13 protein-coding genes and 1 pseudogene are annotated in these 15,276 nt (G+C 66.2%); 11 read left to right on the top strand and 3 right to left on the bottom strand.

Annotated features, from left to right (window positions below):
• Window positions 1-360 precede the first annotated feature (360 nt).
• From J9611_RS01725 to J9611_RS01690, 8 genes are all read left to right on the top strand, one after another.
• On the top strand, window positions 361-846 hold the full coding sequence (locus tag J9611_RS01725; protein ID WP_211877114.1) for a MarR family winged helix-turn-helix transcriptional regulator: 486 nt from the start codon (window positions 361-363) through the stop codon (window positions 844-846).
• Window positions 847-937: 91 nt separating this feature from the next.
• Window positions 938-2,896, top strand: coding sequence for an MFS transporter (locus tag J9611_RS01720; protein WP_246527241.1), 1,959 nt, complete (start codon window positions 938-940; stop codon window positions 2,894-2,896).
• A gap of 247 nt (window positions 2,897-3,143) precedes the next feature.
• Window positions 3,144-4,877 (top strand): ABC transporter ATP-binding protein, encoded by a 1,734-nt coding sequence (locus J9611_RS01715; protein ID WP_211877110.1) that lies wholly within the window; start codon window positions 3,144-3,146, stop codon window positions 4,875-4,877.
• Window positions 4,874-6,970 carry an ABC transporter ATP-binding protein gene (locus tag J9611_RS01710; protein ID WP_211877108.1) on the top strand — a complete coding sequence of 699 codons (2,097 nt, stop codon included), beginning with the start codon at window positions 4,874-4,876 and terminating at the stop codon, window positions 6,968-6,970. Before J9611_RS01715 ends, J9611_RS01710 begins: the two co-directional genes overlap by 4 nt.
• A gap of 53 nt (window positions 6,971-7,023) precedes the next feature.
• Window positions 7,024-7,452, top strand: coding sequence for an acyl-CoA thioesterase (locus J9611_RS01705; RefSeq protein WP_211877106.1), 429 nt, complete (start codon window positions 7,024-7,026; stop codon window positions 7,450-7,452).
• A 145-nt stretch (window positions 7,453-7,597) separates the two neighbouring features.
• Window positions 7,598-7,795, top strand: a complete 198-nt coding sequence (locus J9611_RS01700) for a PLDc N-terminal domain-containing protein (RefSeq protein WP_211877144.1) — start codon at window positions 7,598-7,600, stop codon at window positions 7,793-7,795.
• A gap of 101 nt (window positions 7,796-7,896) precedes the next feature.
• The gene (locus J9611_RS01695) at window positions 7,897-10,128 is read left to right on the top strand and encodes an McrB family protein (RefSeq protein ID WP_211877104.1); all 2,232 of its coding nucleotides are present in this window, start codon (window positions 7,897-7,899) and stop codon (window positions 10,126-10,128) included.
• Window positions 10,129-10,225: 97 nt separating this feature from the next.
• Window positions 10,226-11,422: a 5-methylcytosine restriction system specificity protein McrC gene (locus J9611_RS01690; RefSeq protein WP_211877142.1), complete on the top strand. Its 1,197-nt coding sequence runs from the start codon at window positions 10,226-10,228 to the stop codon at window positions 11,420-11,422.
• 15 nt (window positions 11,423-11,437) lie between these two features.
• Here J9611_RS01690 and J9611_RS21695 read toward each other — a convergent pair whose 3' ends face one another.
• Complete coding sequence (locus tag J9611_RS21695; protein WP_246527223.1) at window positions 11,438-11,755, bottom strand: hypothetical protein; 318 nt, start codon at window positions 11,753-11,755, stop codon at window positions 11,438-11,440.
• Between the two features lie 120 nt (window positions 11,756-11,875).
• Between J9611_RS21695 and J9611_RS01680 the strand changes: the two genes are divergently transcribed.
• Window positions 11,876-12,505, top strand: a complete 630-nt coding sequence (locus tag J9611_RS01680; RefSeq protein WP_211877103.1) for a TetR/AcrR family transcriptional regulator — start codon at window positions 11,876-11,878, stop codon at window positions 12,503-12,505.
• A gap of 18 nt (window positions 12,506-12,523) precedes the next feature.
• On the opposite strand, the pseudogene J9611_RS01675 reads toward J9611_RS01680, so the two are convergent.
• A pseudogene (locus J9611_RS01675) lies at window positions 12,524-12,943 on the bottom strand (very short patch repair endonuclease); the annotation flags it as partial.
• A 30-nt stretch (window positions 12,944-12,973) separates the two neighbouring features.
• On the bottom strand, window positions 12,974-13,408 hold the full coding sequence (locus tag J9611_RS01670) for a pyridoxamine 5'-phosphate oxidase family protein (protein WP_211877100.1): 435 nt from the start codon (window positions 13,406-13,408) through the stop codon (window positions 12,974-12,976).
• A gap of 257 nt (window positions 13,409-13,665) precedes the next feature.
• Between J9611_RS01670 and J9611_RS22665 the strand changes: the two genes are divergently transcribed.
• Together J9611_RS22665 and J9611_RS21690 are read left to right on the top strand one after the other, a co-directional pair.
• Complete coding sequence (locus J9611_RS22665; protein ID WP_372447741.1) at window positions 13,666-14,322, top strand: DUF6318 family protein; 657 nt, start codon at window positions 13,666-13,668, stop codon at window positions 14,320-14,322.
• Window positions 14,323-14,367: 45 nt separating this feature from the next.
• On the top strand, window positions 14,368-15,264 hold the full coding sequence (locus tag J9611_RS21690; protein WP_246527222.1) for a PKD domain-containing protein: 897 nt from the start codon (window positions 14,368-14,370) through the stop codon (window positions 15,262-15,264).
• Window positions 15,265-15,276: the final 12 nt, after the last annotated feature.

Here is a 15,276-nt window from a genome sequence, read left to right as displayed (position 1 = left end):
TGGCCCCGGAGGACGTCGGGGACGCGCTGAAGGCGGGCTTCGCCGCCGAGGGCCCGAACGTCGTCGTGGTTGAAACCCTGCTCAGGATGTTCGGCCCGACACACCTGGACACTTAACCCCGAGGCTCCAACCCCGCTGCCCGCCCGCCTCCACCCCACCCCACCCCAGCGCGAACGTACACTTCAGGCCCCAGATCCGCCGGATTCGGGGCCTGAAGTGTACGTTCGCGCTTCTGTCGGGCGCCTCTGTCGTGCGCGCTTGACCGGGTTCGGCGCACCATTCCAGGCCGGAGGTTAGTTTCCCAAAGTAACCACTTTTTGATATGGTTGCCTAAGGCAAACAAAAAGAGGGGCGTCCATCATGCCAGTTCCACCGACGAGTGCAGCCAACCTCGTGTACCAGATCTTCGATCTCCAGCGCGCGGTCCGCTGCGCCGCCGCGCTGAACCTGCCCGGCGAGGACACCGGGGTGGCGCTGCAGGGCGTCCTCCGCTTTGTGGGGGAGCGCGAATCCCGCGCCACGCACCTTGCCGAGCGCCTCGGAGTCAGCGCCCCCGTCCTCAGCCGGCATATCGCCGAGCTGGAGGAGCAGGGCTACGTGGTCCGCAGGCCGGACCCGGAGGACGGGCGGGCCCAGCTGGTTGCGCTCTCCTCGTTGGGTGCGGAGAAACTCCACGCCATCGAGGTCCATCGCACGGCCACGCTCCAGGGCCTGCTGCTGGACTGGAGCGAGGAAGACATCGAACAGACGGCGGTAACCCTCAAGAAACTAGCCGAGTCCCTGAGGACGTCGGCCCGGGCAAAGACGGCCGGATCCACCACTATGACCACCGCTGCGCAGGAGTAAGAATATGGCAAGCCACGCCGCCGCCACCGGGCCGTCACCGGCCCCGTCGCCGTCCCCCACACCGCCTTCGCACCCCGCTCCCATGGTTGCGATGACCCACCGCCAGATCCTGGAAGCCCTCACAGGGCTGCTGGCCGCGTTTTTCACCGCGATCATCAGCAGCACCATCGTGGCCAACGCGCTGCCGACGATCATGTCCGAGCTCAAGGGCAGCCAGACGGACTTCGCCTGGGTCATCACGGCGGCGCTCCTGGCCAACGCCGCGACCACGCCCATCTGGGGCAAACTGGCGGACCTTTTCAGCAAGAAACTCCTGGTCCAGCTCAGCATCGTGATTTTCGTGGCCGGTTCCGTCATGGCGGGCCTGTCCGACACGATCCCGCTGCTGCTGACGGCCCGCGTCATCCAGGGCATCGCCATGGGTGGCCTCACAGCCCTGGCCCAGGCCATCATGGGCTCCATCATCTCGCCCCGTGACCGCGGCAAGTACTCCGGCTACATGGGCGCCGTCATGGCGGTGGGCACCGCCGGCGGCCCGCTGCTCGGCGGCTTCATCGTCGACAGCCCGCTGGGCTGGCGCTGGACGTTCTTCGTCTGCGTCCCGCTCGCCGTCGTCGCCCTCATCCTGCTGCAGGTCACGCTGAAGCTGCCGCACGTCAGGCGCCCGGCAAAGATCGACTGGCTGGGATCCGTCCTGCTCACCTCCGGCGTCAGCCTGCTGCTGATCTGGGTTTCCTTCGCCGGCAACCCGGACTACTACGACTGGTGGTCCTGGCAGACGGCCGCGATGGTCGGCGGCGGCATTGTTCTCCTGGCCCTGTTGGTGCTCGTCGAATCACGGGTGGCCGAGCCCATCATCCCGCTGAAGATCATCTCCCAGCGCACCACGGCCCTGTCCATCCTGGCCTCGATGGCCGTCGGCGTCGGCATGTTCGGCTCCTCCGCCTTTCTGGGCCAGTATTTCCAGGTGGCACGCGGCGCCAGCCCCACCGAGGCAGGACTGCTGACGCTGCCCATGATCGCCGGCAACCTCATCGGCTCGGTCCTTTCCGGCCAGCTGATCACCCGCACCGGCAAGTGGAAGCGCTACCTCGTCGCCGGAGCCATCCTGCTGGTCGGCGGACTGGGACTGGCCGGAACCATCGACCACACCACGGAGCTCTGGCTCACGGGCCTGTACACCTTCATCCTCGGCCTTGGCCTGGGGCTGCTCATGCAGAACCTGGTCCTGGCCGTGCAGAACACCGTCCGGGCGTCCGACATCGGCACCGCAAGTGCCTCCGTGGCGTTCTTCCGCTCGGTCGGCGGCGCCATCGGCGTCTCGGTCCTGGGCGCCGTCCTGGGCACCCGGATCCACCAGCTCGCCACCGAAGGGCTCGCCGCCGCGGGGATCCCGGCCACGGGCGGCTCCTCCGGAGGAAACATGGACCTGAAGGACATGCCGGCGCCGGTCCGCGACATCATGCGGGCAGCCTACGGTGACGCCACGGCCCAGATCTTCCTGATCTCCGCCATTATCGGCATCGTGGCCCTCTTCGCGATCCTCTTCATCAAGGAACAGCCCCTGCGCCGCACCCTGGACATCGAGCCGGAGCCCGCTGCGGCCGGCACTGCGGCTGCCACGTCCGACGGCGGCCCGGCAGCGTCCGCCGCCGGCGCGGCCGGATCCGGACTCGCGGACCTGGACCGCGAATTCATCGAGGTGCTCAGCGGCCAGCGCGACAACGAGTCACGCTTCCCGGAGGCCGCCAGCCGCGAGGTTACCAGGCTGCGTGCCCGCACCCTGGTGGCGGACGCGCGCCCCGACATCGCCGACGTCGTGCCCTTGCTGCTGCGGACCCAGCACCTGCTGGCCGAGCAGCAGGTCCAGCTGGCAGAGTCGCTGCGTGCCGTGCACGAGCAGGCGGCGGAGCAGCGTGCGATCACTGCCGAACAGGCCCGGATCAGCGAAGAGCTCACCACCTTGCGCCGGCAGCTGGCGAAGGAACGGAAGCAGCAGCGCGCCGCGGCCGAATACATCGCAACCCACGGCCGGCACCGGAACGCGTAAAACCGCGGCACGCGAGGGCGAGTACGCGAGGGCGAGTACGCGAGGGCGGACCCCGCGGATCCACATTTGTTTGGGCGATGTTGGGTGTCCCGCGTTCCACGGGAGCGGGGGATTTCGTACAGTTGGATGGCTAAGGCTGTCGGACCCCTCCGGTATTACTGTCCTAAGTAATTCCGGAATTCACCCAGCGCTCTCCTATCGGCTCTCCAATGGGCGTCACTACATCAGTTTCTAAGGACTCGTGGGCATGCTTGTCACCCTCATGCGGCGCTACTCCAAGCCGTATCTGCCGTACATCGCGGCCGTCATCATCTTCCAGCTGGCCTCCACCATTGCGGCCCTGTACCTGCCCAGCCTGAACGCCCGGATCATCGACGAGGGCGTCTCCCGCGGCGACACGGACTACATCTGGCGCACCGGCGGGCTCATGCTCGGCGTGGCGCTGGTCCAGGTGGCCACCGCGATCGCCGGGGTGTACTTCGGTTCGAAGGCCGCGATGGCGTTCGGCCGCGACCTGCGCCGGGGCGTTTTCCGCAAGGTCAGCAGCTTCTCGGCCAAGGACGTCAACGTCTTCGGCGCCCCCACGCTCATCACGCGCGGCACCAACGATGTCCAGCAGGTCCAGATGCTCATGCTGATGGCGCTGAACTTCATGGTCGCCACCCCCATCATGTGCATCGGGGGCATCTTCATGGCGCTGCGCGAGGACCTCAACCTTTCCTGGCTGGTCTGGGTTTCCGTGCCCCTGCTGGTGGTGGTGGTCGGCTATCTCGTGGTCCGGCTGATGCCGCTGTTCCGCTCCATGCAGACCAAGATCGACAGGCTCAACGGGGTCCTCCGCGAGCAGATCATCGGCATCCGCGTCGTCCGTGCCTTCGTGCGCGAACCCCATGAGGCGCAGCGGTTCGGTGCGGCCAACAAGGAACTGACGGACGTCTCGCTGAAGATCGGCGCATTGTTCGTGCTGATGTTCCCCGCCATCGGCATGATCCTGCACATCTCCACCGCCGCCGTGCTGTGGTTCGGCGGCCAGCGCGTCGGTGCCGGCGAGATGCAGGTCGGCTCCCTGACGGCGTTCCTGCAGTACCTGCTGCAGATCCTGATGGCCGTGATGATGGGCACGTTCATGGCCATGATGATTCCCCGCGCCTCGGTCTGCGCGGACCGCATCGGCGAGGTGCTCGACGTCGAACCCTCCATCCACGAGCCGCTCACCCCGGTGCCGCCGCTTGCAAAGGCCGGGCGCGTCGAGTTCCGGAACGTCTCCTTTGCCTACCCGGGGGCCGAGGCGCCGGTCCTGAGCGACATCAGCTTCACCGCCGAGCCCGGCCAGACCGTGGCGATCATCGGCTCCACCGGCGCAGGCAAGACCAGCCTGCTGGCCCTGCTGCCGCGGCTCTACGACGCCGCCTCGGGCGAGGTGCTGCTCGACGGCGTCCCCGTCACCCACCTGGACCGGGCGGAAATCACGCAGCGCGTGGCCATGGTGCCGCAGCGGCCCTACCTGTTCTCGGGAACCATCGAACACAACCTGCGCTTCGGCAAACCGGAGGCGACGGACGAGGAACTCTGGGACGCCCTGACCGTGGCCCAGGCCGCGGACTTCGTGCGGGAAAAGCAGAACGGCCTCGGCGCCCGGATCGCCCAGGGCGGCACCAACGTCTCCGGCGGCCAGCGGCAGCGGCTGTGCATCGCCCGGGCCCTCGTCACCGAACCCAAGGTCTTCCTGTTCGACGACTCGTTCTCGGCCCTCGACGTCGCCACGGATGCCAGGCTGCGCCGCGCGCTCAAGGCGAAGACCTCCGACGCCACGGTGATCATCGTCGGCCAGCGCGTCTCCACCATCGCCGACGCGGACCAGATCCTCGTCCTGGACAAGGGCCGGATCGTGGACCGGGGCACGCATGAGGAACTGCTGGAAACGTCGCCCACCTACCAGGAAATTGTTGAATCCCAGCTGAGCGCGGAGGCAGTGGCATGAGCACCAACGAGAAGACCTCCGCAGAAAAGACTGCCGCAGGCAAGATCGACGGCAAGATCGACGACAAGGGACCGGCCGGCGCACCCGACGACGACTTCTACGAGGAGGAATTCACTCCCGGCGAGGCCGACGGCGGCATGTTCGGCGCCATGCCGGCCAAGAAGGCGCAGCATTTCTGGCCCTCGGCGAAACGCCTCATGGGGCTGCTCAAACCCGAGCGGGCAGGCATCGTCCTGGTGCTGGGGATGGTGGCGGTCGCCGTCGTCCTGAACGTGATCGCCCCCCGGATCCTGGGCCAGGCGATGGACGTGATCTTCGGGGGAGTGGTGGGCAAGCAGCTTCCCGCCGGGGTCAGCAAGGAGCAGTTCGTCGAAGACCTGCGCGGCCGGGGCGAGAACAACTTCGCGGACATGCTCGCCAAGATGGACCTCATCCCCGGGGTGGGCATCGATTTCCAGAAGCTCGCGTTCCTCATCAGCGTGGTGCTGGTGATGTACTTCGTCGCCAACATCTTCCTCTGGCTGCAGGGCTACGTCCTGAACATCCTGGTCATGCGGGTGGTCCGCCGGCTCCGTGACGACACCGAGACGAAGCTGAACAAGCTCCCGCTGAACTACTTCGACACCCGCCAGCGCGGCGACATCCTGTCCCGCGTCACCAACGATGTGGACAACATCCAGCAGGCCCTGCAGCAGGCCTTCGCGCAGCTCGTGAACTCGGCCCTGACGGTGCTCGGCATCGTGATCATGATGTTCATCGTGTCCTGGCAGCTGGCCCTGATCGCGCTCGTCGCCCTGCCGCTCTCCGGGGTGGCGGCGGCCATCATCGGCTCCCGCAGCCAGAAGCTCTTCGCCTCGCAGTGGAAGAACACCGGCGAGCTCAACGGCCAGATCGAGGAATCGTTCTCCGGACACGACCTCGTCCGCGTCTTCGGCCGCGACGCCGACATGCTGGCCCGCTTCGACGAACGGAACGAGGCCCTCTACAGGGCCAGCTTCGGGGCGCAGTTCGTCTCCGGCATGATCATGCCGGTCATGCAGTTCGTGTCCTACCTCAGCTACGTGGGGATCGCCGTCGTCGGCGGCCTCCGGGTCGCTTCCGGCGGCATGAGCCTGGGCGACGCCACCGCCTTCATCCAGTACTCCCGCGAGTTCACCCAGCCGCTGGGCCAGATGGCCGGCATGGCCAACATGCTGCAGTCCGGCGTGGCCTCCGCGGAGCGGGTCTTCGAGTTCCTCGACGCCGAGGAGCAGGACGCCGAGACCGCCACCGAGCACCTCCCGGCCAAGACGGACGGCCATGTCGACTTCCGGCACGTCACCTTCAGTTACACCCCGGACAAGCCGCTGATCGAGGACCTGTCGTTCACCGCGGAGCCGGGGCACACCGTGGCGATCGTCGGCCCGACCGGCGCAGGGAAAACCACCCTGGTGAACCTCGTGATGCGCTTCTACGAGCTCAACGCCGGCAGCATCACCCTGGACGGGGTCGACATCACCCAGCTGGGCCGTGCGGAACTGCGCTCCAAGGTGGGCATGGTCCTGCAGGACGCCTGGCTGTTCGGCGGAACCATCTACGACAACATCCGCTACGGCAAGCTGGACGCCACCGAAGAGCAGGTCATGGAAGCTGCCAAGGCAACGTTCGTGGACCGCTTCGTCCGGGCCCTCCCGGACGGCTACAACACCATCATCGACGAGGAAGGCAACAACGTCAGCGCCGGCGAAAAGCAGCTGATCACCATCGCCCGGGCCTTCGTCGCGAACCCCTCGCTGCTGATCCTGGACGAGGCCACGAGCTCGGTGGATACCCGCACCGAGGTCCTGGTCCAGAAGGCGATGGCGGCGCTGCGCACGGAGCGGACGAGCTTCGTGATCGCGCACCGGCTCTCCACCATCCGCGACGCCGACACCATCCTCGTGATGGAAGCCGGCCGGATCGTGGAGCAGGGCCGGCACGCGGAACTGCTGGAGCTGAAGGGCGCCTACTACCGGCTGTACATGTCCCAGTTCGCCGGCGAGGACGCCGACGCATCGTTTTCTGGCGACGACACAGTCAACACAGCGGAGGACACGACGGCGGTGCGCAGCTGAGCGCCGCCGTCCCGGCCGCTTCAGGCTCCCGGCGCATTGAGGTGCTCGTGCCCATGCGCTGGGGCGACATGGATGCCTACGGCCACATCAACAACGTCCAGATTGTCCGGATTCTGGAGGAGGCCCGCATCGCGGCGTTCGGGCCTCCCCGCGGGCCGGGACTGCCCGGGACCGAGCCCCCGGTGCCGCTCTTCAGCGAGGTCCCCGAGGGCACCCTGGCCCTGATCGTGGAGCACCGGATCCGCTACGTGCAAACGCTCGAATACCGCAACGTGCCGGCGGTGGTCCAGCTCTGGATCGGCGCGGTGAAGGGCGCCAGCTTCGACATCCACTACCTCGTGCAGGATCCCGTGACCGGCGAGGACTGCGTCCGGGCCACGAGCCATCTGGCGTTCGTGGATGAGGCCACCGGACGGGTGCTGCGGCTGACGCCCGGGCAAAAGGAGAAGCTGGCCCCCTTTACGGTCACCCATGCACCGTGACCCGGACAGCCCACCCGGTTCCATGGCCTCTATCCCGGTGTCCGGATGGCTCCTACAATGAACAATCCCGGACGTAAGGAGCTGGACCGTGACAAACAAAACGAAGCACACCCGGAAGAAGAAGTCGTGGAAAGAACTCTCGCCGATGGCGCGGTTCGGAACCGTTGCGGCGGCCATCGTCCAGCTGGTACTCCTCATCGCGGCGCAACGGGACATCTCGCGCCGGCCTGCCGAGCAGATCCGCGGCAGCAAGGCGGTGTGGCGGGCGGTCACGCTCATCAACTTCATCGGGCCGGGAAGTTACTTTGCCTTCGGACGCAAGAACCTTCCCGGTATCCGATAGAGGCCGGTCCGCCGCCCACTGCCGCCCCGGCTAAAGCTACCGATCAGTAGGACGGGCAGGGCTTAATGCGGGCGTTCAGCTTAAGCCTGTAAATTGTAGGTATGACCCCACCCAAAAAGCCCGCCATGCACCGTGCCCTCGGCATCTCCAAGGAGATCGAAGACGCTGCATGGTTTGTGCTGGGCCCGGGGCTGAACGGGAAACCGTCCGCCCTGGACCGGCGCACCAAGACCTGGACAGCGGCAGCCGCCGCGGAATTGCTGGAACGCCTGGAGCGCGGCGTTCCGGACGCCAAGGCCCCCATGATGACGAACCTCCGGCAGAACCTCGAGGGCGCATCGCGCGCCGCCAAGCAGCTGGCCGTCGAGTTGCTGTTCCTGCAGTCCCTGCCGATGGCTCATGAAGTGAAGTCGCTCAAGGTCAAGCGCGCCCGGGTGGCCGAGGCCGCGTCCTGGCTGGAACCTCCGCTGGACCTCCCGGACGAACTCTTTGCCGGCATGACGGACCACGGGGTCATCCGCGACCGCACCGCAGAATTCAACTGGACCATCTGGGACCACCTGAAATGGCTCTGCCGCTTCGTGGGGCACGTGGCCGGGCAGCCCGCCGCCGTCATCTCGGCAGCGATCACGGACCCGCTGGCCTTCCACCGGCTCGTCGCCGGCACCCCGGACGACCAGCCGGCCATCCGCCGCAGCATCGAATTCCTGGTCTGGCCCAGCTACTTCGAGCCCGTGGTGGCCGACGTCGAACGCCAGGAGATCCGCGACGCCTTCGCTTCCCTGGTGGGAGGGGCGAAGGGGGAAAGCGACGAGGAAGTCTCCGCGGATATCCACCGGATCCGGCGCCATCTCGATGAGCAGGCGGGCCAGCGGATCGACTGGTACTCCCGCCAGCTGGTCAGCCAATGGCGGAAGGTGGCCGATCCCGGCCGCCGCGCGTGGCTGCTGCGCACCCACCACGACAACGCCGATCTCCTCGCCGCCTGGCAGGACCAGGAAACGGTGACGCTCGACGTCGAACACCTCCGCCTGCTGGACCCGGGCGTCACGGCAGGGCTGGTCCAGCACGCCGTAGACGAGGACTACAAACACCTCGGCTATGTCGAACGCGAGGACACCAAGACCGCCGTCTTCGCCTTCCTGACGGTGATGAAGCCGGGCGATCTGACCCTCTACCAGAGCTCGGGCACTGTCCGGATGGGCGTGGTGCTCGGTGAACCGGAGCACCACGCGGACAACCGCCGGCTGCGACGCAAGGTCCGCTGGTTCGACGAGACCCATGACATGACCGAGCTGCCCCGGCACGTGCAGCGCCAACTGGCCACCGCGGGCATCATCGTGGACATCACCCGCGTCATCCAGGCTCTCGAGGCACTCCTGCCGGCCGAAGCGGAACCGGAAGCCGAAGAAGGCGCCGAGCCGGCCGCCGTCGTCGGACCCGTGCCGGAAGGATTCCGTGCCCTGACCCCGGAATTCGCCGCGTCCATGCATATGGACCTGGAGCCGCTGCAGGAAATCGCCGAGCTGCTGGAGGAGAACCGGCAGCTGGTGCTCTACGGGCCGCCCGGAACGGGCAAGACGTACCTGGCCAAGCACCTCGCGGCCCAGCTGGCCGGCGATCCCACGGACGAACGCGTCAAGCTCGTGCAGTTCCATCCCTCGTACGCCTATGAGGATTTCTTTGAGGGCTTCCGTCCGGACAAGACGGACGAGGGCCAGGTGTCCTTCAAGCTCGTCGCCGGCCCGCTGCGCCGGATCGCCGAAGAGGCGGCCAAACCCGGCAACGAGAGCAAGCCGTACTTCCTGATCATCGACGAGATGAACCGTGCGAACCTCGCCAAGGTCTTCGGCGAGCTGTACTTCCTGCTCGAATACCGTGACGACCGCATCTACCTGCAGTACAGCCCCAACGAGCCGTTCACCCTGCCGGACAACCTGTACATCATCGGGACCATGAACACGGCGGACCGGTCCATCGCGATGATGGACGCGGCCATCCGCCGCCGCTTCTCCTTCATCGAGCTGCACCCGAAGACGGAGCCGGTGAAGGGCTCGCTGCTGCGGTTCCTGCAGGCGCGGGACCTGGATACGACGCCGGCCCTGCTGCTGGACGCGCTGAACGACGCGATCGACGAGTGGGACCGGGACCTCATGATCGGGCCGTCCTACTTCATGAAGAAGTCCGCCCAGACTCCCAAGGGCCTGCGCCGGATCTGGAAGTACGAGCTGATGCCGCTGCTCGAGGAGCACTATCACGGCCAGCTCAACCGGGCACAGCTGGAGGAGCGGTTCGGGCTGGACCAACTGCTCGCCCGCCTTGCGCGCGTCTAGCCTGCAGCGGCCCGCGACGTCCCGCGCGTCCGCGACGGCGACCGGGCCCGCCAACGGGCCCTCTCGGGGGCCTGCGACGGCGGTGCGCCGGATCGTGCTGGACGAGCTCTCCGGCGGCGTGGTGGAGCGGCTCGACCCGGCCAGCGCCGCCTACGTCAACGCCAGCGGCCTGGCCAGGGCCTCGCCGATGGGCATGGGCCTGTACCGGATTGAGCCGGTCGGCAAGGTGGGCTCCGTGCGCACCCCGGCCGTGCAGCTGGAGGTGCGGCCCAAGGAGCGGCTCGGCCTGGGCCGGCTGTTGTTCCTGCTCGGCTACGCGGGGGACCAGGGCTTCCGGGACGATTCCGTGGCCGCCGTCGAGGAAACGGACCTGTGGAGTGCCTTGGCTGAATCCCTCGCGCACCTTGCTGACCGTGCGCTGAGCCGCGGGGTGCTGCAGGGCTACCTCAACGTCGACGAGTCACTCCGGACGGTCAAGGGCAGGATCCGGATCTCGGACCAGATCTCCCGCCGGCCCGGGATGCTGGTCCCGCTGGAGGTCTCTTACGACGAGTTCACCGAGGACATCGCAGAAAACCGGATCCTTCGCGCCGCACTTGAGCGGATGTCCCAGGTGCCGGGCGTGCGCCCGGCAGTGCTCAGCCGTCTGCGGCAGCTGAAGGGAAAGCTCGACGCCGTGACGCGCCTCCAGTCCGGCGCGCCGCTCCCGCAGTGGCGGGCCAGCCGGATGAACACCCGCTACCACGCGGCCCTCCGGCTCGCCGAGGTGATCCTGCGCAACGCCTCGGCGGAGGCCGGCGACGGCAAGCAGCTGTCGGCGTCGTTCGTGGTGGACATGTCCAAGGTCTTCGAAGACTTCGTCGGGACGGCGCTGCGGGCGGCCATGGCGGCGTACCCGGGAGAGATGCGGCTGCGCTACAACGCGCTGCTCAACGAGGCCGTCCGCGACTCCGACCGGATCGTCGTGCAGCCCGGTGCGGTCCATTTCCTGGGCGGACGGCCGGTGATGGTGTACGAGGCCAAGTACCAGGCGGCTGCCGACGCCGGCGCCTCGCTCTCGGGGGACCACTTCCGGATGCTGGCCTACTGCACGTCTCTGAGGGTGCCGACGGCGTGGTTGGTCTATCCGGGAGCCAGCGAAATCAAGCTGCGGCGGATCCTCAATACGGACATCGATGTGGTCGAATTCCCGCTGGATCTGTCGCTGCCGCCGTCGGAAATTCTGGCAGCCGTAGCGGACCTCGCGCAGCAGTCGTGGGGCGAAGTGGTGCGTCAGGCCGCGATCAGCCGCTGACAATCAGCGAATGCGTCAGGAGGACACATTCAGCAAATGCTTCAAGAGGGCTTTTTCCGGCCGGCCGGGATGGTTGGCGACATGCCGGCGAAGATTCTCCCGGACCTCCGCCTCGTCCGGCCCGGTCTCAGCGAGAATCGAATCGATAATCTCGGTCACCTGCCCGCGCAGGGGACCGAGGTCCTGCCCGGCCTCAAGCAACTGGGGGGAGGTCCGGGACGGGGTGCGTTCCTTGCCCCTCGGACGGCGGAATTCCAGCACCTGGGCGTCGGCTGATGGAATTGGCGGTGGAGTTGAAGAGCTCAGCTCGTTCGACTTCAGCAGGTGCGGCATCGTGCGCTCTTCCGTGTTGCAGTACTCGTGAGGTACTGACCGAATGGGGTCCAAATCCCCGAAATTGAATATTAGCGTAGGAAGACCACCCTGTCTCGCTTGGACGCTAAGATAACTTTGATGTCACTTTCAACTAATTCCGGGGCCGGAGCGTCCCCGCCGCCAGCCGCGGCGGACGGCGGCAGCCCGCCGGCGTCCGGAGTCCGTGAGCGAATCCTTGCGGTCGCCTACGAATTGTTCTCCCGGCGCGGAGTCCGCGACGTCGGAGTTAACGAGTTGATCAACCGCTCGGGGGTGGCCAAGGCGAGCTTTTACCGGCATTTCGCCTCCAAGGACGAGCTCGTCCTGGCTTTCCTGGATCGCCGGGACCAGCAATGGACGGTGGACGCGATCATTGGCGAAGCCAGGCGGAGGGCCGACACTCCGGAGCAGCAACTGCTGGCCATTTTTGACGTCTTCGCCGACTGGTTTGCCCGCGACGACTTCGAGGCCTGCTCGTTCATCAACATCCTGCTGGAGATGGGGGCGGGCCATCCCCTCGGGCAGGCCAGCATCGACTATCTGGCCAAGATCCGCGGGCACGTGCAGCAGCTTGCCGAAGAAGCAGGGTTGCGCGACACTGAGGACTTTTCCCGATCATTGCACATCCTCATGAAGGGGTCGATCGTTTCTGCCACCGAGGGGGACCTCGCCGCAGCGGGCCGTGCCCGTCAGTTGGCCGGCTGGCTCATCGACCACCACCGGGTTTAACGAGGTCTCCCGGGCCGTGCCCTGCAGGAAGGCGTCGAGCTGCTGCTCTAACGCCGAAGGGTCCTTGAGCTCGCACTCCCACACGGTGAGGACCACCCAACCGGCACTTTCGAGCTGGCGGCGCTGCTCGGCGTCGCGGTTCCGGGTGCGCGTGCGCTTGGTTTCCCAGAACTCTGCGTTGGCCTTCGGCGCGTGCTGGCCCACACGGCAGTCATGGAAGTGCCAGAAGCAGCCGTTGACGAAGATGACTTTGTGGCGGCTGGCGAACACGAGGTCCGGGCTGCCGGGGAGCCGGCCGCCGCGGGCGGTGCCGTGCAGCCGATACCTGTACCCCTTGGCATGGAGGAGCCTGCGAACTATGAGTTCGGGCTTGGTGTTCTTCCCCCGAATGCGGGACATGTTCCAGCTGCGCCGCTCCGGGGTCAGCTTGTCCGCCATGGATTAATTCTAGGCGGCCTGGATCCGGGGTCAGATCTCCCGTTCGGCCTGCTCGCCGAACTGGAAGTGGCGGCCGGAGAGCGATGTCGGCTCGATCTCGACGTAAAAGTCCTTCAAGGTGGGAACCCAGGACTTCAGTCCCAGCACTTCGGCGGCGGCGATCTCCGCCGACTGCTCCAGCACACGCGCGGTGCCGCGCAGCACGACTGACCAGGCTTCGTCGGACAAGATGCCGTCCGTTTCGAAGAGCACCCGGGGGTTGATCGTCAGTTCGGCCAGTTTGTTGCCTGGCGCGGTGCGGATGAACAGGATCCGGCCGCTCACCACGTAGTTCACCGGAAAGATGTCCGGCTCGCCTGCCACAGTGACAACGAGCCTGCCGTGTTTGGTGCCCTCAATCAGTTTCCAGGACTGTTCATCGTCCAGGTTGAGGATGGGATTGCCGTCAGCATGTTCGAACATCATGGGGTTCATTGTTCTGTGCACGGTAGAAAAACGCCAGAGACTAACGGGTAAGGCGGGGGCCGACGGCGCGGCGGAGCCGCGGGTGGCGTTGCGGGGAGGGCCGGCGGGAGGACCGGGGGCGCAACGGCCGGAGGCACGGACATTTGCAGTTGCTTTCCCGCCTGTGGATAACCGTGACGCCCAGAATGTGACGTCAGTTACCCTTAAGCATTGTTTGGACCCAGGCGTCTTGATTTCTATCGGGGGAGTAGCTGACCATGACATCTCGATCTTCCGTTTTCTGCCGTCGGCGGGCCGTCGCCGCATGGGCTGTTGCCACTTCGCTGTTGCTGACCACCGCCTGCAGCGGCGGAGGTTTTTCACCCGGCGCCCCGCCGGCCACTGAGTCCCTCAGTGCGTTGGTCACGTCCACTCCAACTCCAACGCCGACACCCACCCCGAGCTACAAACCGGCCGACGCCTCAGGCAGGGCTCAAAACGTCCCGGTCCCGGTGCTGCCGGAGGAGGCAAAGGCGGAGACGAAGGAAGGCGCGATTGCGTTTGCCTCACACTGGTTCAGTTTGCTCAGCTACGGATACGAGACTGGAGAGTTGGCGCCCCTTGAAGCAGTGACGTCCGCAGGTTGCGAGCCATGTGCTAAGGCCAAGAGCATCATCAAAGCGTGGCATGCAGAGGGTCGTTGGCTTGTGGGCGGGAAGATCACGGCTCTCGTAGGCAGCAGTGAATTTGTTCGAGGCTCGGATAAGACGTATCAGGTAGTGGTCCAGGCCCGTCAAACTCCCCTCACATACATGAGGCAAGATGCCAGCGTCGCTCGAAGCGATCCTCAGCCTGACGATACCGGGAATTTGTTGTTTGTCTCCTTCAACGACGGCAGTTGGTCCTTGGTAAACGTCGGAAGAATCGTCGGCTGAGCTATGGTCCTCGCGAATTCATGCCGCCCGTTGATTACGTTAGTAATGTCCGGGGTGTTGCTCCTCTTGATGGGAATTGGGCCCGCGCGCGCAGTGCCACCTGACATCTTCGGTGTCTGGGATCCAGACAGCGTCAACGTGGGGGGTTGGCAGTTGGATCCGGACACGGGGCAGCTCACCGCGCTCGAGCCCGGCGTCGTGTCCGCTGACCCATTCCAGTACAAGTACGAACTCCAATGTCATCTCGGCGGCGGTGACTTCGATACCCCCTGTCTTGGTCGGCGCCTGGACTGCACTAACGGCCCCGACGGAACAGACGGGTTCCCGGTTATGTGGCTGAAGGCTCCAGCAGGCGTGCAGAACCCAGTCTGGACGATCCATTCCGGACCGACCTGCTTCTACGATCCCAAGCCGGAAGATTTGCTGCCTCGGATCGCCGCCATGATCCAGACAGAGTTTCAGAAACTTCCGATCGCCGCTGGAACGGTCACGGCTCAACCCAGCCCGCACACCCTCCGCGGGGCCGAGACCAACTTCTTTGCAGCGGCGGCTGAACAGCAGTTCGACCTCACCCTCCTGGCGCAAAACGTGCACGTGACCGCCAAACCGCTCCAGTACACCTGGAACTATGGCGACGGGACGTCGCGGGGGCCGCAGACTGCTGCCGGGGGCCCGCTCCCCGAGGACCGGTGGGGCGAAAGGACCCTCACGAGCCACGTCTACACCCAGACCGGAGATTTTTCCGTAGCGCTGACCACCCATTTCCAGGGCACCTATTCCGTCAATGGCGGCCCGCCGCTGCCCATTCCGGGGCAAGGCGAGTTCAGCTCGCCGCCCCAGACGGTCAGCGTCTGGCGGTCCGTCACCCGGAACTACGCGGACGACTGCCTCCGGAACGCACAAGGCCAGGGCTGCCCCGGCGTCGCCGCGCCCGCACCATAAATCCCTGCGCGA

It is taken from the genome of Pseudarthrobacter albicanus (assembly GCF_018224015.1).
GTDB lineage: Bacteria > Actinomycetota > Actinomycetes > Actinomycetales > Micrococcaceae > Arthrobacter > Arthrobacter albicanus.
Note: the sequence above shows the minus strand (reverse complement) of the source record. Positions and strands in the feature narration are given on the sequence as shown.